The organism is Rhizobium sp. AAP43 (genome assembly GCF_001296045.1).
In the GTDB taxonomy this organism is placed as follows: domain Bacteria; phylum Pseudomonadota; class Alphaproteobacteria; order Rhizobiales; family Rhizobiaceae; genus Allorhizobium.
On record NZ_LJHS01000037.1, the window covers coordinates 1 to 21,806 of the forward strand.

The following is a 21,806-nucleotide window of genomic DNA, read 5'->3' on the forward strand; positions in this document are numbered from 1 at the left end:
TGGGGGGAGAGCAAGCGCGAGGCCAGCGGCGGCGGCCCCTCTCCCCCTTGTGGGAGAGGTTAGAAAATCGAGGGCTTAGCCCGAACAGGGCTAAACCTCAGATTTTGTTGGTGAGGGGATCAGCTCAGTTGCCACAACGCTCCCCTCAATACCCCACCGCCGCCCGCTTCTCCTCCTCCGTCAGAAACGCCGCTGCCCCCACCCGCGCCCAGAGCGCGTCGCGCTCGGCCACAAGCCCCGCCACCGCATCGAGGTCTGGCACCAGCGCCAAGGGCTCGCCGGTCAGGCGCCCGAGAAAGCCCGAAAGGGCCGCTGCCGTCCGGGTCACCAGCGGCAGCACGGTGAGGCGATAGAAGGCGCGGTTGGCCTCCTGATAATTGGCATAGGTGTTGTCGCCGGGAATACCGAGCAGCATGGGCGGCACGCCGAAGGCAAGCGCAATGTCGCGGGCCGCCCCATTCTTTGCCTCGACGAAATCCATGTCCTTCGGCGAGAGCCCCATCGCCTTCCAGTCCAGCCCGCCTTCGAGCAGTAGCGGACGGCCCGCCCGCATCGGGCCGGAATACCCCTCGTCGAGCTCCACCTTCAGCCGCCGATACTGGTCGGCCGAGAGATTGCCGCCCTCCTTCGGCTGATAGACCAGCGCGCCGGAAGGCCTTGCCGAATTGTCGAGCAGCGCCTTGTTCCAGCGCCCCGCCGCATTGTGCAGATCAAGCGCCACCTGCGCTGCCGAAAGCGGCGCAAAGCCCTCGTGGTCGTCAAGCGGATGAAAGATCTTCAGGTGCAGAAGTCCGTCCGGCGCGATCCGCCGCGCGGCCGTCCCCGCCCGGTAGTCATAAGCCTGCGGCCAGCCATCGGCACTCACCACCACGCTCACCCGGTCGGGCCTCAGAAGATGCAGCTCGGCGCTGCGCTTGCCCGGCGTTTCAAGTCCGATCGCCTCGACATAGGCATTGCCGGAGAGCATCAGATGCCCATAAAGCGCCTCGAGAAAATCCGCCCCGGTCATGGCCGCATTCGGTCTGGCCAGCAAAGCCAGCGCCGGATGTTCCGGCTGCTCGACGTCCCCGCGATAGGCGAGAAACACCATGCTGGCGGCCGCCTCCGACACCAGCCGCACACAGCGATGCGCCACCGGGTTCTTCATGAACCCTTCGCGGGCAAGCGCCGCATAAGATCGCCCCGTCCACCGCGCCTCGCCTTCGCCCGCAATCAGCGCAAGCGGCGTGCCGGCCATCGGCGCATAGGCCTTGCCTTCGGGCATGGGGGTTCGATCCGGGGCGGAGGCCCAGGGCAGACGGAAGGGGAATTTCATGAGGTGTGTCCTTGGTTGTCTGACCGGATGGTCGTGAATTCGGACGATTGGCTTAAGGCCAACTCTTGTTTATCATCCCAGGGTTGCAATCTGGAGCATGTCCAGCCGAAGCAGCGTCGCTTCGGCGTCGGACAATGCGGCAAAATAGAAAGACAGAGGAATCGAGGAGCATCCATGGAAGCGCCAAGAGACAGGCTGATGGTTCTGGTCCGCAATGAAACACAGAAACTGACAGCGAATTTCGTCAACACATGCGGAACGACCATGGTGGCCATCGGGGTCCTGACGCCCACGATCAATGCAATCTTGAGCGATCCAAGGACGCTGAGCCCGCTGGCGGTCTTGGGCTTTTCAACATTCGGCGTTATATTGCACTTGTGGGCACGGACATTTCTCTCTGACCTTGAGGAAGCACCATGATGGACATCACCGCCACCAGCGGTTTTTTCAACCAGGCCGGGCTTTTCCTGCTCGGCGTGTCCATCCTCGCCGGGATCTACCTCTTGCTGCGGTGGCGCGAGGGCCGGTAACCCACCCTCACACCCGCGCCGTCACCGCCGTCTCCACCGCATAATCCGCCGCAAAGCGCTCCTCGCGCAGCGGCTTCACCCGGCGAATGCTCTCCTCATACAGCGGATGCGCCTTATAGGCGGCGAGTGCTGCCTCGTCTTCAAACTCGCCATAAACGACCAGATCAATGCCCTGATCGAAACGGTCGGTCTTCACATTCGTGCCGATTTCCAGCCGCGTCGCGCTCGGGATTTCGGTCAGGATCGACAGGCCCGCCCGCACCGCCTCGAGGTTCTCGGGGCGCACGGTGAAGAAGACGATGTGGCGGATCATGGCGGCTCCGGAAAGTCCTGTTGCAGTGCCCGGCGCATAGCATCCCGCGCCGTCCAGCTCAATCGCTGAAGCCGCCCCATTCCGGCAAGGGATGTTCCGGCAAGGGATGTTCCGGCAAGGGGTGCTGCGGATGGAGATGTCTCGGATGGCGCAGCGCCTTTGCCCTCCGGCCTAGACACCACCAGCGCTGCCCGGATCGCCGCATCGAAGCGTTTTGCCGTCTCGGCAATCTTGTCCGCCCGGTCGCGGCCATTGACGATCTTGCGCGCGCCCGTCCAGTCCGTCGTCACCCCGGTGAAGAAATCCGCCAGCCGGAAGCCGGTAAACAGGCCCTCGCTCATCCCGACCACCAGGATCGTCGCCGCCACATCGAGCCTCAGCGCCAGATCCGGCGCGCTCACGAGATCAAGCCCGGTCACCCGGCTCATCCGCAGGTAATTCCGCCGATGCGTCAGCTGCACCAGGCCGCGGCCATAATAGCTGAGGCCGCTCTCATCGCGCCGCCAATAGGGCGTCGACACCGTCGGCATCTCGCCGGCGCGAAAGGCGCGTTCGAGCCGCGCCACCGCCTCCGCATCGCTGCTTGCCATCGTCTCGCGCACCGCCTGCATCGTGCCGGCCGTCTCGTGATGGGCGGTCGCCAGCATATAGGCCAGCCGGCGCGGATCGGAAAAATGCGCCGCACCCGGCCGTGTTCCGCCCGCCTTGGCGATGATCGCCTCGGTACCGGCGACCTGCCCCTGATTGAGCCGGCCGCCAAACACCGGGCCGCGCACGGCGTTAAAAAACACTCGGCCATCGATCCGCATGTTGCTCTCCTCAGATTTTTAGGGGGTTCTTCGAAGGGCGGCCCGGGCCGCGCCAAAGGCTCTTGAAAAAAAGCGCACGTTTAAACCGATTGAACGAAATTCAATCGTTTAGAGCTCGTTCCGTTCATATTTACAAAGATTTAACACTGTGGAACTTTCCGCTCACAACCACGTTTCGAGGGTCAGACTTCCAACATGAGGAGGGAAGAGATGCAGACCAATTCTTCGATCAGCCCCAAGACCGCAGCCCCGGCTACCATTCCGGCCCATGTGCTGGAACGCCTCGAAAGCGAATGGCGCCAGGTCCGCCAGCCGTCATCCCCGACCGGCACGCCGAAGTAATCCAGATCAAGTAACCGATCCACCGCATCGCCGTGATCAACCGGCACCCCGCCAAGGGTGCCGGTTTTTTTCGTTTGTGGGGGGGGCCAAGAAATTTCCCCTCACCAACAACGGGGAGAGGAAACGATGCCGCCTGCCCCGCGCTCCTTCTCCCCCCTCTGTGGGGGAGAAAGCGAAATCGAAGGCTTAGGCGAGCGCAAGCCGCCTAAACTTCAGATTTCGCAAGTGAGGGGACCCGTTCCGTTGGCACCAGCATCACCAATCCCCGCACCAACAAAATCTGAGGTTTAGCCCCCTCGGGGCTAAGCCCTCGATTTTGTAACCTCTCCCACAAGGGGAGAGGAGACAATGCCGCCCGCCCCGCGCTCCCTCTCCCCCCATGTGGGGGAGAAAGCGAAATCGAAGAATTAGGCGCGCGCAAGCCGCCTAAACTTCAGATTTCGCAAGTGAGGGGATCGGTTTCCCTGGCAGAGTTTGGGCGCGTGCTGCAGGCCTCTTACTCACCTGTATTCCGCAGCTCTGCCAGAATGTGCAGGCAAACCGCATCGATCCCGGTCAGCACTTCTTCATTCCAGAACCGCAGGACCCGAAATCCTTCAGCACGGAAGATCGCGTCCCGTCTTTCGTCATATCGGCTCTCGCCATGCTGCCCGCCATCCACTTCGATGATCAGCTTCGCATCGAAACAGACAAAATCCAGGATGTAACCTTTAAGCGGCACTTGCCGGCGGAACTTCGCGCCACCAAGCTTGCGATCTTTCAGCGCCTGCCAGAGCCGTGCCTCCGGTGCGGTTGGATCGGAACGCATGCCGCGTGCCCGGGCTCTGGCGAGCGCACTTGTAGGCTGGCGCATGGGGAACCTCCTCAGTGGGCGAGGAACGATATCGCAGAGAGTGAAATGCTAGCTGAACCGGCGCGCCGATCAAGATCGGTCTCAGCCGTCACACCCACAGAACTCATCCCCTCACCAACAAAATCTGAGGTTTAGCCCCCTCAGGCTAAGCCCTCGATTTTGTAACCTCTCCCACAAGGGGGAGAGGAGACGATGCCGCCTGCCCCGCACGCCCTCTCCCCCCTCTGTGGGGGAGAAAGCGAAATCGAAGAATTAGGCGCGCGCAAGCCACCTAAACTTCAGATTTCGCAAGTGAGGGGACCGGCTCAGTTGGCAATCCCCAACACCGATCCCCTCACCAACAAAATCTGAGGTTTAGCCCCTCAGGGCTAAGCCCTCGATTTTGTAACCTCTCCCACAAGGGGAGAGGAGACGCTGCCGCCTGCCCCGCAAGCCCTCTCCCCCCCATGTGGGGGGAGACTTCGGAGCCTTGGCCGAAGGCCTAAGCGCGTCGCCGCGCGAAGGCAGTTGAGAGGCTTGAGGCGCGCGCAAGCCGCCTAAACTTCAGATTTCGCCAGTGAGGGGATCGGTTCTTGAGGCCCCCCCTCACACACCCCGGATGCGCGGCTCACCCCCACCCTCCAGCATCAGCGCCGTCAGCGCCCAGACCAGCGCGTCCAGGCGGTCCGGCGAGCGGCCGTTGGCGAGGCCCTCGGGGCCGAAGTCGCACATCTGGTCTTCGAGGGCTGGAAAGCGGCCAGCATGCAGAACCCGGCCCTGCTCGTAAAGCGCGGCCACCGGTTCGGCGCGCAGATATTTGCCGCGTGTCGCCCGAACCGTCGTCAGCGGCAGCCGCATGTCCACGCTTTCCAGCATGGCGCGCACCATGTCGCCGCCCTGGTTGATTTCGGCCACCACCCGGTCGGCCTCGAAGCGGCGAAAGGTCGAAACCACGGCGCGGGCCCAGGCGGCCGCACTCGGCGCCTCGAGCGAACAATCCGCCAGCACCACTGCCTGGCCGTTTGCCTTCAACCCGGCGACCACGATGCCGCAACAGGCCTTTGCCCCGCCCGCCGGCGGATCGACGGCAACCACGATGCGGGTGAGCGGTTCGGCCAGCTTCACCACGATTTCGTCGAGCCGGGCGCGCTTCCACAGCCCGTCCGGCCGGTCCTCGATCAGCTCGCCATCCAGTTCCTGCCGCCCCAGCCGGGTGCCGCCATAGCGCTGCATCAGCGCGGCGAGAAACCCCGGCGCCAGATGCGGGGCATTGGCCGATGTCGCCATCCGCGTCAGCCGGGTCGCCTCATCCGCGATCAGCCGTTTCAACAGCGGCATTGGCCGCGGCGTCGTCGTCACCACCTGGCGCGGACGCGTGCCTAGGCGAAGCGCAAACTGCAGCATGTCAAAGGTCTCGTCGGCATGTTTCCATTTGGCCAGCTCATCGCACCAGGCGAGATGAAATTGCGGCCCGCGCAGGCTTTCGGGGTCTTCCGAGGAAAAGATCTGTGCAATCGCGCCATTCGGCCAGACCAGCCTGCGCCTCGAAATCTCCACCTCCGGCCGCAGGCGCCTTGCAATCCGCGAAAGCCCCGAGGCCCCGTCGATCATCACCTCGCGGGCATCGCCCAGCGTTTCCGCCACAAGCGCAATGCGCAGATCGGTCTTTGCCCCCGCCGCCATCACCTGGGCCTGCACCCATTCGGCCCCGGCCCGCGTCTTGCCCGATCCGCGCCCGCCCATGATCATCCAGGTCTGCCAGTCGCCCGGAGGCGGCAATTGCTCCGCCCGCGCCAAGAGCTGCCAATCGCGGGCGAGAAAGGCGAGCTCTTGGCGCGTGAGATCTGAAAGATCGACCAGTCCCGACGGCGAGACCCCTGTCACCGCAATGCCCGCAATGCCCGCCAGCGCCCGCGTCTCAGCGGACAGGCTGTCCGCGAGCGCGGCACCCCGCGCTGCCACCATGGTCACCCCCTGCGTGATCGCGCCCAGCCCCTCCGCTGCATCAGCCGCGATGGCGAGTGCCGTTCTCTGACGATCGCGCCCCAACCGCGCCAGAGATTTCGGCGTCATCGGCAATCTCCCTGGTGCATGTGGTAATAAGCCCGCGGTCCCTCTCCCCCCTTGTGGGGGAGAGTTCGGAGCCTTGGCCGAAGGCCAGAAATCGATCCAGTGAATCGATTTCAGCCAACGAAGGCCTGAGCGCGTCGCCGCGCGAAGGCAGTTGAGAGGCTTGAGGCGCGCGCAAGCCGCCTAAACTTCAGATTTCGCAAGTGAGGGGATCCGTTCCGTTGGCAATTCCCATCACCAATCCCCCCGCCCCCCTCAAGGCGGCCCCCGCCCCTCAGCAATCGCAACCGCAGCCGCAACACGCGCCGCAATCAGCGCCTGCACCTCGGCTCGCAAAATCTCCGGGTCACGCCCCTCCAGCTGCCGCTCCTCGGCCTCGGCCCGGTCGCGGGCTAGCTGGCGCATCAACGCATCGATCTTCTCCAGCGTGCGGACAATCAGCGCAATCGCATCGGTCGCCGCCTTGATATCGGCACGCGCCAGCTTCGCCGCCGCCTCGTCCGCCCCTTGCAAAAGCGTCTCGGCACTCTCGCGAAGCCGGCGAAACAGGTCGAACTGGGCCCGCATCTCGGTGGTGAAGGCGGACAAAAGGTCCTCGAAATCTGGCTCGGCATGACCTGACGCTGCCTTCCGTTCCGGTGCCATCCATTGCAAGTCAACATTGGTTGCGCCATCAGCCATGGCGATCAGGTCGTCGGTCATGCATTGAACTCCTTCGCACACGCCAATAGAAGAGATGCCGCAAGACACAGCGCTTGCGACACCGATATGCCGTTCCAGTGTGTGCAAGAGCGGATCGAATGCCGATCTACGACTTGGACCTGCGTCCAAATCGCTGGTCCTTCTTGGCATCAACGCCCGGCCTGAACAGATGACTTCCCTCGAAAGAAGACAAGGGGGCTCGCCGAGGCTTCAGACGGCTGAAAATGCAAGCGAACAACGATACCAGCAGCAGGAATCCGCTCAGCGGGACAAAGAAAAACATCCCGAGCAAAACCGCGATGTACGACATCGCCAGCTCAGTCTCGCTGAAAGCGCCTTGTCCCGCCCCCTGACCCGGCGAAGCCGTGTTCAGGAGCATGGGCAGCATCAACACGAGGAACAGAGCTGTCACGATGGTGGACACCAAAAGCATCCATCGTTGCGATTTCACGCTTGTGGTTCGGCTCATCACGAAACCAAAACCGGCACATACCATCAGGATGATAGCGGCAGCTGAGACAGGCGAATACTTGGCAAGCGCGTAGAGGATGAAGAGAATTTCCATACAATATGGTCCTGCACGACACGGCCACTTGGAAGCGGCAGAGGCCTCTAACCAATTCGCCGCCAGCCTGACCGCCGCAGCTTTCCGATCATGGCAGAACCCTATCAAACCACCGTCACGCCGTCAAGGATTATTTTCCTATTTCTGATATCCCACTCACATCACCCCTCATCCTGAGGCGCCCTCGCGCAAGCGAGGGCCTCGAAGGACCGAGGCCCCCGACATCGGGGACCCGCCAACCTCAGCGCCCGCAACCCAGCAAACCACCCGCCCTCGTCCTTCGAGGGTCGCTGTCGCTCCCACCTCAGGATGAGGGCTAACCGTGGTGCCCGCCGCCTGCCAATCTTGATACCGGTGTTGGCCGCCCCCTCCGCCAACGTTCCCCCTCACCCTGAGGCACCGGCACCGTCGGGCCTCGAAGGGCGAGGCTACAGTTTATGTGTGCGGCTTGTCACCATCGAACTCGGCCTGCCACTTCGCATAAGCCCCACTGCTAGGATTTGGAGCCAACGAGAACTGGACGTCCTTCATCAATTGAATAGCTTCATTCACAGAATGAGGGCGCCCAGAAACGGTAATTAATGCTGCTGCCAAGGTTGAGGATATCTGTTGCAAATGTTGCACATTATCCGAAGTCATACGGTAGCCTCCTACTATATATGAGAGAATATCAATATCAGATAACATCCATAAGTTGAAGGCAAATCTTGCTGTTTGTAGAGCATCTCACCCAGCCCGCGCCAGATTCCGCCCGGCCCGTTTCGCCTCATAAAGCGCGCGGTCGGCCTGTTCGATCAGGGCTTTCACGTCGCGGCTATGCCCGGTGCCGGCATAGCCGACGGAGACGGTGATATGGGACAGGCCGTCGGGTCGCGAGGGATGCGGCAGGCTGAGCGACCGCACGGCGCGCACCAGCCGGTCGGCCAGGAAGGCGCCGCCGGTCTTGACCTCGCCGGGCAGGACGAGGGTGAATTCCTCGCCGCCATAGCGGGCGGCAAAGCCTTGGTGGCGTTCGGCAAATTCATCCAGCGTGGTGGCAATGCGGGTCAGGCAGACATCGCCTTCCGGGTGGCCATACGCATCGTTATAGGCCTTGAAGTGATCGACATCGACCATCAGGAGGACGAGATCCTCGTGGCCGGCCAGAAGCTCCGGCAGGAGCTCGTCGAGATGGCGGCGGTTGGCGATGCCGGTCAGCATGTCGGTGCGGCTCATGTCGCGCAGCATGTTGCCCGCGCGCTCGGCCTCGTCCGCCCGGCTTTCGGCGTCATACTGGGCCAGATAGCCGCGGGCGCGCTGGCGCTCCGTGTGCCAGTTGCCGTAGAGCGTGAAAAACAGGCCGCTGACGATCTGCACGGTCACCGGGAAGATCAGATGCGGGTCGAGCCCCGGCTTCGTATAGACGACGAGAAGGGCTGCGGCGCAGGTCACGCCGGTAAAGGTCAGCGCATAGCGAAAGCGCAGCACAAGCAGCATGTTGCCGAAGAGCAGAACGAGCGGCAGCTCGCCGAGCGTATAGGCGGCATAGGGCGATTGCGAAATCGAGAAGAGCCAGAGCGGCAGCAGGCTCGCCCCCAGCATGCCGACCAGCAGCATGCGCTCCCGCCAGGCCAGGCTCATGCGCGGCACCAGCCAGAAGATGATCAGCGATCCCGGCGACAGCACCAGCAGGCGCATGGCCACCGTGATCGGCTGGATATCCGCCATCAGCGCGTAGCTGGTCAGGTTGTAGATGTTGTAGACGATCAGGCCGATCAGGATCGACTGGCGCAGATGGGTAATGCGATCCGGCCCATAGTCACGCTCATAGGCATGCTCGACCTCCGTCGGCATGCGCAAAAGCCAGTCCAGCCGGCCCATGGCGCGATCATGCAGCAATCCCAAACCCCAGGTTTTCGCAGTGCAATACCATCATGCACGTGCGAAGACCTTGGCAAGGCTTTCGTGAATCCATCCCTAATTTAGGTTGATCTTTTTTGGGAGAGCGGGGGATCACCCCAAAAATAAGTGGATAAGCCAGCAGAGACGGCGTGGGGGCCGCTGTCAGCCCCCTTTTCAGACCCTGCGTCAGGGCCGGTTGCAGAACCCGTTTTGGGGCCCGTTTCGGGGCCAGTTTCGGGGCGCGTTTCGGGGCGCGTTTCGGGGCCCGGACACAGCCGCCACAGCCTGCCGATCACCCCTGCCTGACGGGCGTATAGCCGGCCTCGCGGATCGCCGCTTCGGCCAGGCTCGCATCGCCCTCCACCACCGCCTTGCGACTGGCAAGATCAATGGTCACAGCGCTGCCCGGCAGGGCCTCAGCCAGTGCCTTTACAAGCGTCTTTTCGCAGTGGCCGCAGGTCATGTCATCGATCTGGAATGTGGTTGCCGTCGTCATCGTGTCTCGCTTTCCTGGCTCTTCGTCTTGTGTCTTCTGTCTTCTGTTTTATCGTGTGTTTTCCAGCGCATAACTGGCACCGGCCGTCCTGGTCATGTCGGGGCATCGCAAGCCCCGCGCCTCATGCCCCGCCACCTTTGCGCCCGCCGAGATCCGCAAGGATCGGGCAGTTCGGCCTGTCGTCGCCGTGGCAGCGTTCGGCGAGATGAAAAAGCGTATCGCGCATGGCCTGCATTTCGGCAATCTTCGTTTCCAGTTCGGCCACATGCGCCATCGCCATCGCCTTCACCTCGGCGCTGGCGCGGGCCTTGTCGTCCCAGAGTTTCAACAGCCGCTCGGTCTCCTCAAGCGAAAAACCGAGGCTGCGCGCCCGGCGCACGAAACGCAGCCGGTTGACCACGTCTCCATCATAGACCCGGTAGTTCGACGCGGTCCGCCCGGCCGGCGCAATCAGCCCGATGTCCTCGTAATAGCGGATCATCTTGGCCGAAACGCCAGAGGCGCTGGAGGCTTCACCAATGTTCATGCGCATTCTCCTCATCTCGTTCGGCGGCAAACATTTCTCCCCCGGTGGGGCAAGCGGAGACAGCAAGATCGGCGACACCCGCTCTCTCCTTGAGGGGGAGGTGATGGCCCCTCACCCCGTCACCCTGGCCCTTTTCAACCGGAGCGCATTGCTGAGCACGAACACGCTGGAAAGCCCCATGGCGGCGGCGCCCAGCATGGGCGAGAAGGTCACGCCAAACGCGGGATAGAGTGCGCCGGCGGCCACCGGGATCAGCGCGACATTGTAACCAAAGGCCCAGAACAGGTTCTGGCGGATATTGCGCATCACGGCATCCGAGAGTTCCACCGCATGCAGCGCGCCCATCAGGTCGCCGCCGACCAGCACGACATCGGCACTTTCAATCGCCACATCGGTACCGGTGCCAATGGCGATCCCGGCATCGGCGGTGGCCAGCGCCGGCGCATCATTGATGCCATCGCCGACAAAGGCCACGCGCCCACCTTTGGCCTGCAAGTCCTTGATTGCCTTCACCTTGCCCTCAGGCAGCACTTCGGCCACCACGGCGTCGATGCCGGTCTCGGCGGCAATATGGGCGGCCGTCACGGCGTTGTCGCCGGTCACCATCATCAGCTTCAGACCCCGGGCTTTCAGCGCCGCAATCGCCGTCTTGCTGGTCGCCTTGATCGGATCCGCCACCGCAATCGCGGCGGCCAGTTTGCCGTCGATCGCGACATAGAGCGGGCTTGCCCCTTCATCGGCAAGACGGGTCATTACAACTGTGAGACTGGAGGCAAAGTCCCCCTCTGGCCTGCCGGCCATCTCCCCCACAAGGGGGGAGAGACCGTGTGGCCGAGCGTCGGCGGAGACAGCCCCTCCCCCTTGTGGGGAGGGGTTGGGGAGGGGATTTTCTGAGTGACCATGTGGCATCACCCCCAACTTCACCATGAACCTATCAGCACCAGCAGAAACCCGCCGCCCGTCGACCACACCCGTCACGCCAAACCCGGCAACAGCCTCGACATTCTCCACCGCCGAAAGCGTAATCCCCCGCCCTTCCGCCGCGCGTAGAATGGCATCGGCCAGCGGATGCTCCGAGCGGGCTTCCAGGCTTGCCGCCATCCGCAGAACCTCCTCCTCCGCAAAGCCCTCAGCGGTCACGATCTCCGTCACCTCCGGCTTGCCGGCGGTGATCGTGCCGGTCTTGTCCATCACCAGCCAGTCGATGCCGGCGAGTGTTTGCAGCGCCTCGCCCTTGCGGAACAGGACGCCGATTTCGGCTGCGCGCCCGGTGCCGACCATGATCGAGGTCGGCGTGGCGAGCCCCATGGCGCAGGGGCAGGCAATGATCAGCACGGCAACGGCTGCCACCAGCCCATGGGTATAGGCGGGTTCCGGCCCGAGCAGCAGCCATAGGAAAAAAGTCACAACGGCGATACCGATCACTGCCGGCACAAACCAGCCGGTAACTTCATCGACCAGTTTCTGGATCGGCAGCTTGGCCCCTTGCGCCTCCTCGACCATGCGGATGATGCGCGACAGCATCATGTCCGAACCGATGCCGGTCGCCTCGAAACGGAAGGAGCCGGAGCCGTTGACCGTACCGCCGATGACGGTATCGCCCGGCCGCTTTTCCACCGGGATCGGCTCGCCCGAAATCATCGCCTCGTCAACGGCGCTTGCCCCATCCAGAACACGGCCATCGACCGGAATGCGCTCGCCGGGCCGAACGATCACGGTGTCGCCCAGCATCACCTCAGACAGCGCCACATCCCGTGTTTCGCCATCCCGCTCGACCCGTGCCGTCTTCGCCTGAAGCCCCGCCAGCTTGCGGATCGCTGCCCCCGTCCGACCCTTGGCGCGGGCTTCCAGCAGCCGGCCGAGCAGGATCAGAACGACGATGACGGTGGCCGCTTCATAATAGACATGGCGGGCGTCTGCCGGCAGAAGCGCCGGCGCAAAGGTGGTGACCAGCGAGTAGAGATAGGCCGCGCCCGTGCCGAGCGCGACCAGCGCGTTCATGTCGGGCGCAAGCCGCACAAGCGCTGGCAGACCCTTTTGATAGAAGCGCCGGCCGGGACCGGCCAGCACCGCCGTCGCCAGGGCAAATTCCAGGTAATACAGCGTGTTGCCGGGGAAAATTCCCATCAGCTGATGATGCAGCGGCGGATAGAGATGCGCGCCCATCTCGACCACGAAGAGCGGCAGCGTGAGAATGGCAGCCAGGATGACATCGCGCTGCAACCCGGCGATTTCGCGGGCTTTGCGCTGGCTGCGGGCATCCGCCGCCTGTGCTGTCGGATCCGCCACAGGATCGGCCGATCCGGCGTCTGCACCTTGCATGCCAGGGACCGTGGCCGCACCGGAGATGGCGGCACCGCCACCCTTGCCGCCAACATTGCCGCCACCCTTGCCGCCGAAGCCTGCGCCACCTGCCGTCTCAACCCCGGCGGAGCCGGCCAGATGCGCGGTATACCCGGCCTTCTCCACTGCCGCCTTCATTTGAGAGAGTGCGGCGACCCCGCCGAGCACCGTCACCACGGCTTCGCCGGTCGCCAGATTGACATTGGCCGTCTCGACGGATGGCACCGTCTTCAGCGCCTTTTCCACCCGCGAGACACAAGAAGCGCAGGTCATGTCCTCGATCTCGAGCCGGATCGTCTCGGGCCGCGCCTCGTAGCCGGCCTTGCCGATCGCGGCGACGAGAGCTGCGGCCGAAAAGCCCGGCCCCGGCGTGACCGACAGCGTCTCGGCGGCATAATTCACCGTGCTCATCTCGACCCCCGGCACGCTGGCGGCCGCCTTTTCCACCCGGCGCACGCAGGACGCGCAGGTCATGCCCTCGACGGGGATCAGGATCGGCGCGGCTGTCGCCACCGGGGTCGTCTTCACTTTGGACTGCATGTTCATGGCGATCACCTCTGCCATGATAGATGGACCTTCCCATCATGGGAGGGTCAAGGGGCAGAGGGTGATTTTTTTGATCAGGCGGCGGGTCTGAGGTGATCCGGCTAGCCTTGGCGTCGCATGAACTCCGCGAACAGCGGGACGGTAAAATCCAGATATCCGTGGTCAGTACTGTAGATCATGCCTTTGGTGATAATACTTGACCGTACAGGTCCCAGCGATTTTTGGGTCCGGGCCATTGCCTCAGCAATGTCTGCCATGGCGTATGGTCCGTCTCCGAGACCTGCCATGCATTTTACAAATTGAACCTCCGCTTTCGTCAGACGATCAATCCGCACCTTGAAGAAGCCAGCGTCCAGAAGCGCCAGCGTTTCCGAGTAGGCGTGTTCCGCATCGGCTAGGCTGATCTCCGGTCCTTCCGCGTTGTTCCAGACGACAGACGCCCATTCCTGCAGAAAGAATGGGTAGCCCTTCGTGCGCTCCACAATGAGGTTCAGAGCCTCCTGTGCTATGAGCGCCTCTTCGTCAACAATCGGCTTTTCTATCGCTTTGGCGGCGGAAAGGGGATCAAGAGGCCCCACCGGCGGATACTGAAACAGTCGCTCGGCATAGGATTTTGCCTCGCCTGCCAGCCGGGCAATTTGTGGAAGACCCGCGCCGACGAGAAGGACAGGCAGGCCCTCCTGTGACATCCGGTGTATAGCAACAATCAATGCCGACAGGTCGGCATCGGACAGGTATTGCACTTCCTCAATGAGGAGCACCCAGCCCCGTCCGGCAGCTTCCGCAGATTTGCCAATTAGTGCAAACAGATCTGGCAGATCATATTGCAGATCGCCGGTATCGGCCAAGCCGGGCTCAGGTTCCACGCCGACTTCGACGCCTGCTATTTCAATCTTGAAGATCGATGCAAAATTTCGAAGTCCGCTCAGGCCACGATTGGCAATCTGTTTCGCCGCCTGCACGCCAGACAGCGACCTTAGCACTTTTCGCATTTCCGGATAGATTAGGCGAGCGAGGCTTTCTCCCTCCGGTGCCTCAACTCTTGAAGCCAGAAGTCCATCTTGTTCGGCATTTCGTCCGATTTCGTTGAGGAGCACTGTCTTTCCCGTGCCGCGCAAGCCAAGCAGCATAATCGAACGCGCGCTTCTGCCCTTCAACGCCCGTCCGCAGGCAATCCTTCCCGCTTCGAGGATCGCATCTCGCCCCGCAAGTTCGGGAGGGCGACTTCCCGCTCCCGGCGCGAAAGGATTACGATATGGGTCCATGTCCAGCCCCCGACGCTCCAATAATCTCTAGCGAATGCTAGGAATAACTAAGAAAAATGTCTAGTTTTTTCTAGACTTCACTAGCTGTCAGAATTCGGACGCCTACGCTTCCCCCCAGACACACCAAAACCGCCGGACCTGGGGCAGTCCGGCGGCTTGGCTTGATGAAACAGTCTCTGCAGTAAACGGTGTTCAATACAGTCTAGGGCATCAAATCTCTCGACCGGCAGTGGTCCGCCGGTCGAAGGGCGGTGGCGCGGCTCAGGCGGCGCGGGCGAACGATGTCGGCTGTGTCTTTGCCGGGGTATCGCCGATGTTGAACTGGCCGAGCAGCGCGAAGAGCTGCTGGGCCTCGCGGGCCAGGCTGAAGGCGGCGGCCGTGGTTTCCTCGACCATGGCGGCATTCTGCTGGGTGCCCTGATCGATCGTGTTGACGGCGGTGTTGATCTCCTTCAGGCCGACCGACTGCTCCTTCGACGCCTCGACGATGGCGGCGACATTGGCATCGACCTCGGTCACCTGCCTGACGATGTCTTCCAGCGCACGACCGGTTTCGCCCACGAGATTGACGCCGCTTTTGACATGTTCGTTGGAGGCGGTGATCAGGGTCTTGATCTCCTTGGCAGCCTTGGCCGAACGCTGGGCGAGTTCGCGCACTTCCTGGGCCACCACCGCAAACCCCTTGCCGGCTTCGCCCGCGCGGGCGGCTTCGACACCGGCATTCAGCGCCAGAAGATTGGTCTGGAAGGCAATCTCGTCGATCACGCCGATGATGTTGGAAATCTCGGCCGAGGAATGTTCGATCTTGCCCATGGCATCGACCGCCTGGCCAACGACATGGCCGGAATGTTCGGCGCTGTCCTTCGTCCGGCGAACCAGCTGGCCGGCATCCTGGGCGCGGTGGCTGCTGTCGGAGACGGTGGTGGTGATCTCTTCAAGGGCTGCTGCCGTCTCCTCGACGGACGCCGCCTGCTGTTCGGTGCGCTTGGCCAGCTCGCCCGAGGCCGACTGGATCTGCTGCGAGGCAGCCGCGATCGTGCCGGCATTGGTCAGAATGGTCTGCAGGGTTTCGCGCAGCTTGCCGGAGGCCAGATTGAAGTCCTGCCGCAGCTTTTCCAGCGCCGGCAGGAAGGGTTCGGAAATCGGACGGCTGAGATCGCCCTCCGACATCGCCTTCAGCGACGCCGCCAGCCTGTCGACATTGCCGACGCGTTCGGTGACATCGGTGGCGAACTTCACCACCTTGAAGACGCGGCCGTTCATGTCGAAGATCGGATTGTAGGTGGCCTGGATATGAACCCGCTTGCCGCCCTTGCCGATGCGCAGATACTCATCGGAAAAGAACTGGCCGGCTTCGAGTTTAGCCCAGAATTCGCGATAGGCATCGCTGCGGACATAGTCCGGCTCGCAGAACATCTGATGGTGATGGCCCTTGATCTCGCTTTCCGAATAACCCAGTGTTTTCAGGAAGTTCTCGTTGGCCGCCAGAATTTCACCCTTGGGCGTGAATTCAATCACGGCCTGGGCCCGCGACAGGGCCGCAAGCTTGCCGGCATCATCGGCGCTCTGCAGTTTTGCTGCGGTGATGTCGGTCGCGAACTTGACGACCTTGAATGGCCGTCCGCCGCGCATGACCGGATTGTAGGACGCCTCGATCCAGATCTCGCGCCCGCCCTTGGCGATGCGCTTGTACTGGCGGCGATCGAACTCGCCGCGCGAAAGTCGGGCCCAGAAGGCGGTGTAGTCGGCACTTGAAGCTTCTGCCGGATCGACAAAGAGGCGATGGTGCTTGCCGATGATCTCCGACAGGCTGTAACCGACCGCCTGACAGAAGTTCTCGTTGGCCGTCAGGATCTTTCCATCCAGACTGAACTCAATGATTGCCTGCGAGCGGCTCATCGCCTCCAGCACTGCGCCCGCATCCGAACGGGATCCAAAACCCAACATCCATCATCCTTTCGTGTTGCGGGCCTCCGGAAGCTTGATGCTCCATGAATATAACCCGTACAATTTGATGGGATAATATTCGCCTATCGACGTTAACGCATCGTCAGTGAATTAGCGGGATCGAAGGCTTTTTCGCAGGGCAAATCGACCAAAAAGCGCGTTTTTTCGATCACTGAGCAAATGCCCAGGAGAACACAGAGCGTTCAGTGGACCTTGGGCCCGCACCTTGCACCATGCCATGCCTGCTCTTCCTCACGCACTGGCCTGTTCGGCCTTGAACAGCGTCCGACGCTGAAATGCTTGAGAATCGCGCCTCCCCCTGCCACTGTCCGCCCCAGTGTCGGGCGAGGTGTCCGGCGGGCTGAACCGCTGCCCGTCCCTCCCTAAAACCCTGGAAGATCCGAGGCCATGATCGCTCTTTTCCGCAACACGCCGATTCTCGGCGCCATCCTTGCCCAGGTGGTGGCCCTGCCGGTGGTCGCCGCGGTGACGGGTGCGCTCTCGGGACAGGTCGAGCGGCTGGCACTGATTGCGATCGGCATCGTGCTGCAGGGACTGATCGCAGCGCTCCTGTCGCGGGTACTCGGCCTTGCGCGCTGGTGGCTGCTCATCGCCTTTCTCTTTCCGCTTGCCATGGCGCTGGCGCTGTCGGCCGGGCAATTGCCGGCCTGGCCCTTTGCCATCGTCTTTCTCGTGCTGGCGCTGGTCTTTTCCAACACCGCCCGGGGCCGCGTGCCGCTTTATCTCACCAATGGCGAGACGGCGTCCGTGCTGAAGCGGCTGATGGTCGAGCGGGGGGCCACGCATTTTACCGATCTCGGCTGCGGGCTGGGCGGAGTCGTGCGGGCGCTGGATGGCGAGGGACGACGGGCGCAGGGCGTGGAAAATGCGCCGGGCCTCGTGCTTCTCGGCACGCTGATCTGCGCGCTGACCGGCCGTGGCCGCATCCGGCGCGGCGATCTCTTCCGGGCGGATCTGTCCGGCGAGGATGTGGTCTATGCCTTCCTGTCGCCGCATCCGATGGCGGCGCTCTTTGCCAAGGTCGAGACGGGCATGAAGCCGGGCAGCCTGTTCGTTTCCAATAGTTTTGCCGTGCCGGATCGCGATCCCGACGAGATCTGGGAATTGTCCGACCGGCGCGGCACCAAGCTCTACCTCTATGAAATCACCGGCAAGGCCGCGACCGAGGCCAAGGTGCCGGCTTCCGGCTGAGGCGATAGCGGGCGTGACGGCGCGCCGCCCGACTTTGCGCCTCAGGCGACGACGCGGGTTTCTTCATCTCCGGCCTGCGGCTCGACCACCGGATGGCCGTAGATCGGAAAGGTCACCTCTTCCGTCTCGGCAATATCGACGCGCCAGCTGTTGCGGCCATCGGCCTTGGCAGCATAGAGCGCACGGTCGGCCCGTTCCATCAGCCGCTCGAAGGCGCTGGTGCTGGCAACAGATCCGGAGGTCACGCCGATGCTGATCGTGACGTGGCGGTTGCGGTCACCGGTAAAGTCATGGGCGATGCCGAGCTGGCGCACCGAGCGGCGCAGGCTTTCGGCGATCTGGGTGGCGGTATCGGGCGTGGAGCCACTGATGATGGCCAGAAACTCCTCGCCGCCATGGCGGGCGAAATGCGCATCGACCGGCAGGGCGCGGCGCATGGCCCGCGCCACCCGCTTCAGGCACTGGTCGCCGGCACCATGGCCATAGGCATCATTGAAGGCCTTGAAGTGGTCGATGTCGACGACGAGCAGGATGGCCTTGGCCGCATCGTCAGGCGCTTCGTTGCGCAGCCTCAGCAGTTCGAGATCGGTGCCGCGCCGATTGGACAGGCGGGTCAGCGGATCGGTGACGGACAGGCGCGCGAGATCCTTGTTCTGGCGCGACAATTCCCGCTTCAGCGCCTCGTTCTCCGAGGCCTGGAGGTAGCCGATACGGCCCTCGACCTCGAGATGGTGGCTGACCAGCAGCGTCATGACCACGGTCGGCATGTAGACGACAAGATGCTGCACGATATAGCCGAGCGAGACCCCTTCCAGGAAGAAGATGGCCGAATAGTTCAGACAGAAGGTGAAGATGCTGGCCCGCAGCGCCGGGCGGAAGGGCGAGGCGGCTGCCAGCGTGATCGCCATCTGGAAAGTGGATGCGGCATAGAAATAGGTGAGCACGGCCGGGCTGTCGCTCGCCAGCATGATCACGCACCAGGCGATATTGGCAAACATGGCCACCAGGATCGCCGCGATTTCCTTGCGTTCGATCGGGTGATCGCCGGAGAGATAGAACAGCAGACCGATGGCCAGCGGCAGGACGATGCCGAAGCGCAGCACGGCGCCGAGCACCGCCACGTCGCGCAGCAGGAAGAGGTCGAACAGATAGCAGCCGAGATAGAAGCCGAGAACCGTGATGACCGCCGTCTTCAGCATGTGCGTGCGAAGGGGTGCGCGGTGGGTGAGGAAAGCCGCATTCTGCTCCGGCGTCATGCGGGGCATTGCGGGGATACCGAGCAATCTCTTCATGGAGATCCAATCACCGATTGAAAAATAATCGTTCAAAACCTGTAGCCACGCTAAAACCGACCCCCTTAATTTGGGGTGAAGGCTTTGTACCATTGCGGGAAACGCGGGCGCTTCGCAAGCGCTATGGTTTACTGATCGTGAATTTGGCAGATCCTGCCCGCCTCGTCACGTGACAGGCGTCTCAATTCAGGATTGGTCCTTCGTCTTTCGTCGCAGGTTGCGCGGTGTGAGGCTGCGGAGGCGTGGTGAGATCCGGTTGAACTCTCGAATCAAGTGGGCCACGACGCAGCGAATCGCGCGCCCTCCCGCCCTCGGCATGGTGCAGGACCGGTCGGGTGATCAGTTGGAAACGGGGATGGCCGCACCGGTCGCAGGGGTCGCACCCCCCGCAGGGGTCGCACCGGTCGGGGCTTCCTTCGGGCCAAGGGCGGCCGTATCGGCAGGAAGCGAGAGCGGCGTTGCGGATTTCAGCCTCTGGCCGAGCTCGCGGATCATCCGGGTCGATTGCGAGGACAGCGAGCGGGGCCTGACCAGCGTGACCAGGGGCTCGCCGGTTTCGCTCACCGCCTCTTCCGGCTTGGCTTCCTTTTCCGGCATCGGCGTGTCGATGCCGAAGATCGGCTTCAGGTCGATGCCCTGATGGGCATAATCCATCAGCTTCTTGAAGGTCATCGCCGGAAGCGAGCCACCGGTCATGTTGTTCGACGAGGTGTAGTCGTCATTGCCGAACCAGACGGCGGCCGTGTAGTTGCCGGTGTAACCAACGAACCAGGCGTCACGATAGGCCTGGGTCGTGCCGGTCTTGCCGGCGGTCAGGACCCCATCGACGGCGGCGCGGCGCGCCGTGCCGATATAGGGGATCTTCGACATCATCTCGTTCATGTAGATCGCGGCCTGTTCGGTCAGGATCTGCTCGGCCGGCGGCTCGTCGCGCTCGAAATCATAAAGCACTTCACCGGCATAATTCATGATCTGCGCCACGCCGTGGCGGCGCGCGGCGCGGCCGCCGGCCGGCAGAACCGCATAGGCGGTCGCCTGGTCCATGACGGTGACTTCGGCCGTGCCGAGCGGAATGGTCACGTCCTTCTTGATCGGCGTTTCCACGCCCATGGCCTTTGCCGTCTTGATGATGGCGTCGATGCCGAGCTTTTCCTTGGCGAGGCGCACGGGGATGGTGTTGATCGATTTCGCCAGCGCCGTTTCCATCGTGATCCGGCCGGCATAGCTGCGGCCGTAATTCTGCGGGCTCCAATTGCCCCAGGAGACCGGGCCGTCGGTGACCACGGTCTGCGGCGTGTAGCCGTTCTCCATGGCGAGCGCATAGGTGTACATCTTGAAGGAGGAACCCGGCTGGCGCAGCGCCCGCGTGGCGCGGTTGAACTGGCTTTCGCCATAATCGCGGCCGCCGACCATGGCGCGGACGGCACCGCCATTCTCGATCATGGCCAGCGCGCCCTGCTTGACGCGGTAGCTTTCGCCATATTCGCGCAGGCTCGAGGCAACGGCTTCTTCGGCCGCCTGTTGCAGGCCAAGATCGATCGTGGTGCGGACGACCAGCGTGTGGTCCTTGAAGCGGGCGGCGATGCGCTGCACCTCGTCAAAGGCCCAGTCGAGGAAGTAATCCGGCGCTTCCTTCTCATCCCGGTCGATGACGGTGGCCGGGTTGCGCCGCGCCGCCACCACCTGGCCCTCGGTCATCAGCCCGCTCTGGACCATGTTGGTCAGAACGTCATTGGCGCGGGCACGCGCCGCCGGCAGGTTGACATGGGGCGCATACTTGGCCGGTGCCTTGAACAGGCCGGCGAGCATCGCGGCTTCGGCGAGCGAGACCTCGGTGATGTTCTTGCCGAAATAGAATTGCGAGGCGGCAGCCGCCCCGAACGTGCCGCCGCCCATATAGGCGCGGTCGAGATAGAGCGACAGGATTTCCTTCTTCGACAGGTTGGCTTCCAGCCAGAAGGCGAGGAAGGCTTCCTTGATCTTGCGCTCGATCGAGCGCTCATTGGTGAGGAAGAGGTTCTTTGCCAGCTGCTGGGTCAGCGTCGAGCCGCCCTGGACAACGGAGCCGGCGCGGGCATTCTCGGTCATGGCGCGGGCAAGGCCGAAGAAATCAATGCCGACATGTTCGAAGAAGCGCCGGTCCTCCGTCGCCAGAACCGCCTTGACCAGATGGTCCGGCAGCTCATCGACGGGCACGGAGTTTTCATGAATGATGCCGCGATGGCCGATGAAATTGCCGTAGCGATCAAGGAAGGTGACGGCGAAATTGTCGTGGTTGCGCCAGTCCTTCTTGGTCTCCTCCAGCGCCGGCTGGGCCAGCGTCAAAAGCACGACCGTGCCGGCGGTGCCGAGCGTCATGGCTTCGCCGGCAATCTCGAAGCCGAGTTTCTTCAAGCCGCGCACGCGGAAGCGGCGGAAGAAGATGGTGATTTCTTCCCAGGTCTCGGCGAGATTGTAACCGGCATTCCAGAGCGTCGAGTCGAGCCAGCTGTCGATGCGCAGCAGCACATGGCGCTTCAGCCGTGCCGCCTTTTTCGCTGGCGGCCGGATCTCGGGTGCCGTCATCTTCGGCATCTCATCCTGTGGCTGATCGTCTCCGGACACAGTCGCTCTTCCTGAAATAAATCAATTCCGTCCCTTGACGCGACGGCCGTTAGGGCTCAGGAGCACCGAGACGACACGGCAGCCGACTTTGCATGAGTGATGGTCGATTTGCCGAAAAAGGACAAGCGCAATCGCGCACAATGGCTAATGCACGCGGCCTCCGGCACGCGCTTTTGCAGACGGCGTTGCGGCCATGCCACCGCACGCGTTGCGATC

18 protein-coding genes are annotated in these 21,806 nt (G+C 62.8%); 2 read left to right on the forward strand and 16 right to left on the reverse strand.

Going from position 1 to position 21,806, the window contains the following annotated elements; all coding sequences use genetic code 11:
- Positions 1-145: 145 nt before the first annotated feature.
- The 3 genes from IP76_RS17610 to IP76_RS17625 form a co-directional block, all read right to left on the reverse strand.
- Positions 146-1,264: a phage portal protein gene (locus tag IP76_RS17610; protein ID WP_197278378.1), complete on the reverse strand. Its 1,119-nt coding sequence runs from the start codon at positions 1,262-1,264 to the stop codon at positions 146-148.
- 588 nt (positions 1,265-1,852) lie between these two features.
- Complete coding sequence (locus IP76_RS17620; RefSeq protein WP_054159553.1) at positions 1,853-2,158, reverse strand: Dabb family protein; 306 nt, start codon at positions 2,156-2,158, stop codon at positions 1,853-1,855.
- Complete coding sequence (locus IP76_RS17625; protein WP_156318624.1) at positions 2,155-2,967, reverse strand: glycoside hydrolase family 19 protein; 813 nt, start codon at positions 2,965-2,967, stop codon at positions 2,155-2,157. The genes IP76_RS17620 and IP76_RS17625 overlap by 4 nt, the downstream gene beginning before the upstream one ends.
- Before the next feature lie 210 nt (positions 2,968-3,177).
- Here IP76_RS17625 and IP76_RS23655 point away from each other — a divergent pair, with 210 nt between their 5' ends.
- Entirely contained in the window at positions 3,178-3,309 is a 132-nt protein-coding gene (locus IP76_RS23655) for a hypothetical protein (RefSeq protein WP_306765491.1), read from the forward strand.
- A 496-nt stretch (positions 3,310-3,805) separates the two neighbouring features.
- On the opposite strand, the gene IP76_RS17630 is transcribed toward IP76_RS23655, so the two are convergent.
- The 11 genes from IP76_RS17630 to IP76_RS17675 form a co-directional block, all read right to left on the reverse strand.
- Positions 3,806-4,162 carry an endonuclease domain-containing protein gene (locus IP76_RS17630; protein ID WP_054159554.1) on the reverse strand — a complete coding sequence of 119 codons (357 nt, stop codon included), beginning with the start codon at positions 4,160-4,162 and terminating at the stop codon, positions 3,806-3,808.
- Between the two features lie 585 nt (positions 4,163-4,747).
- Positions 4,748-6,214 (reverse strand): DNA-packaging protein, encoded by a 1,467-nt coding sequence (locus tag IP76_RS17635; RefSeq protein ID WP_245281497.1) that lies wholly within the window; start codon positions 6,212-6,214, stop codon positions 4,748-4,750.
- 252 nt (positions 6,215-6,466) lie between these two features.
- Positions 6,467-6,913, reverse strand: coding sequence for a hypothetical protein (locus IP76_RS17640; protein WP_245281498.1), 447 nt, complete (start codon positions 6,911-6,913; stop codon positions 6,467-6,469).
- A gap of 106 nt (positions 6,914-7,019) precedes the next feature.
- Positions 7,020-7,478 carry a hypothetical protein gene (locus IP76_RS17645; protein WP_054159555.1) on the reverse strand — a complete coding sequence of 153 codons (459 nt, stop codon included), beginning with the start codon at positions 7,476-7,478 and terminating at the stop codon, positions 7,020-7,022.
- A 435-nt stretch (positions 7,479-7,913) separates the two neighbouring features.
- The gene (locus IP76_RS23170) at positions 7,914-8,117 is read right to left on the reverse strand and encodes a hypothetical protein (RefSeq protein WP_156318625.1); all 204 of its coding nucleotides are present in this window, start codon (positions 8,115-8,117) and stop codon (positions 7,914-7,916) included.
- Between the two features lie 87 nt (positions 8,118-8,204).
- Positions 8,205-9,356, reverse strand: a complete 1,152-nt coding sequence (locus tag IP76_RS17650; protein ID WP_245281499.1) for a GGDEF domain-containing protein — start codon at positions 9,354-9,356, stop codon at positions 8,205-8,207.
- 295 nt (positions 9,357-9,651) lie between these two features.
- The gene (locus IP76_RS17655; protein WP_054159557.1) at positions 9,652-9,855 is read right to left on the reverse strand and encodes a heavy-metal-associated domain-containing protein; all 204 of its coding nucleotides are present in this window, start codon (positions 9,853-9,855) and stop codon (positions 9,652-9,654) included.
- Between the two features lie 121 nt (positions 9,856-9,976).
- Entirely contained in the window at positions 9,977-10,381 is a 405-nt protein-coding gene (cueR, locus tag IP76_RS17660; RefSeq protein ID WP_054159558.1) for a Cu(I)-responsive transcriptional regulator, read from the reverse strand.
- Positions 10,382-10,492: 111 nt separating this feature from the next.
- Positions 10,493-13,270, reverse strand: coding sequence for a heavy metal translocating P-type ATPase (locus IP76_RS17665; RefSeq protein WP_054159613.1), 2,778 nt, complete (start codon positions 13,268-13,270; stop codon positions 10,493-10,495).
- Positions 13,271-13,371: 101 nt separating this feature from the next.
- Entirely contained in the window at positions 13,372-14,535 is a 1,164-nt protein-coding gene (locus IP76_RS17670; RefSeq protein WP_054159559.1) for an ATP-binding protein, read from the reverse strand.
- Between the two features lie 261 nt (positions 14,536-14,796).
- Positions 14,797-16,482 (reverse strand): PAS domain-containing methyl-accepting chemotaxis protein, encoded by a 1,686-nt coding sequence (locus tag IP76_RS17675; RefSeq protein WP_082352594.1) that lies wholly within the window; start codon positions 16,480-16,482, stop codon positions 14,797-14,799.
- Positions 16,483-16,890: 408 nt separating this feature from the next.
- Here IP76_RS17675 and IP76_RS17680 point away from each other — a divergent pair, with 408 nt between their 5' ends.
- Positions 16,891-17,694: a hypothetical protein gene (locus IP76_RS17680; protein ID WP_054159560.1), complete on the forward strand. Its 804-nt coding sequence runs from the start codon at positions 16,891-16,893 to the stop codon at positions 17,692-17,694.
- Between the two features lie 41 nt (positions 17,695-17,735).
- On the opposite strand, the gene IP76_RS17685 is transcribed toward IP76_RS17680, so the two are convergent.
- Both IP76_RS17685 and IP76_RS17690 read right to left on the reverse strand, forming a co-directional pair.
- On the reverse strand, positions 17,736-18,986 hold the full coding sequence (locus IP76_RS17685) for a GGDEF domain-containing protein (RefSeq protein ID WP_245281500.1): 1,251 nt from the start codon (positions 18,984-18,986) through the stop codon (positions 17,736-17,738).
- 339 nt (positions 18,987-19,325) lie between these two features.
- A complete protein-coding gene (locus IP76_RS17690; protein ID WP_054159614.1) occupies positions 19,326-21,560 on the reverse strand; it encodes a transglycosylase domain-containing protein in 2,235 nt (744 codons plus the stop codon).
- Positions 21,561-21,806: the final 246 nt, after the last annotated feature.

Coding starts and splice junctions, on each gene's coding strand:
- IP76_RS17665 (WP_054159613.1), bottom strand. CDS start 13,270: ATGAACATGCAGTCCAAAGTGAAGACGACCCCGGTGGCGACAGCCGCG.
- IP76_RS17675 (WP_082352594.1), bottom strand. CDS start 16,482: ATGTTGGGTTTTGGATCCCGTTCGGATGCGGGCGCAGTGCTGGAGGCG.
- IP76_RS23170 (WP_156318625.1), bottom strand. CDS start 8,117: ATGACTTCGGATAATGTGCAACATTTGCAACAGATATCCTCAACCTTG.
- IP76_RS17635 (WP_245281497.1), bottom strand. CDS start 6,214: ATGACGCCGAAATCTCTGGCGCGGTTGGGGCGCGATCGTCAGAGAACG.
- IP76_RS17645 (WP_054159555.1), bottom strand. CDS start 7,478: ATGGAAATTCTCTTCATCCTCTACGCGCTTGCCAAGTATTCGCCTGTC.
- IP76_RS23655 (WP_306765491.1), top strand. CDS start 3,178: ATGCAGACCAATTCTTCGATCAGCCCCAAGACCGCAGCCCCGGCTACC.
- IP76_RS17670 (WP_054159559.1), bottom strand. CDS start 14,535: ATGGACCCATATCGTAATCCTTTCGCGCCGGGAGCGGGAAGTCGCCCT.
- IP76_RS17620 (WP_054159553.1), bottom strand. CDS start 2,158: ATGATCCGCCACATCGTCTTCTTCACCGTGCGCCCCGAGAACCTCGAG.
- IP76_RS17680 (WP_054159560.1), top strand. CDS start 16,891: ATGATCGCTCTTTTCCGCAACACGCCGATTCTCGGCGCCATCCTTGCC.
- IP76_RS17685 (WP_245281500.1), bottom strand. CDS start 18,986: ATGAAGAGATTGCTCGGTATCCCCGCAATGCCCCGCATGACGCCGGAG.
- IP76_RS17690 (WP_054159614.1), bottom strand. CDS start 21,560: ATGCCGAAGATGACGGCACCCGAGATCCGGCCGCCAGCGAAAAAGGCG.
- IP76_RS17630 (WP_054159554.1), bottom strand. CDS start 4,162: ATGCGCCAGCCTACAAGTGCGCTCGCCAGAGCCCGGGCACGCGGCATG.
- cueR (WP_054159558.1), bottom strand. CDS start 10,381: ATGAACATTGGTGAAGCCTCCAGCGCCTCTGGCGTTTCGGCCAAGATG.
- IP76_RS17655 (WP_054159557.1), bottom strand. CDS start 9,855: ATGACGACGGCAACCACATTCCAGATCGATGACATGACCTGCGGCCAC.
- IP76_RS17610 (WP_197278378.1), bottom strand. CDS start 1,264: ATGCCCGAAGGCAAGGCCTATGCGCCGATGGCCGGCACGCCGCTTGCG.
- IP76_RS17640 (WP_245281498.1), bottom strand. CDS start 6,913: ATGACCGACGACCTGATCGCCATGGCTGATGGCGCAACCAATGTTGAC.
- IP76_RS17625 (WP_156318624.1), bottom strand. CDS start 2,967: ATGCGGATCGATGGCCGAGTGTTTTTTAACGCCGTGCGCGGCCCGGTG.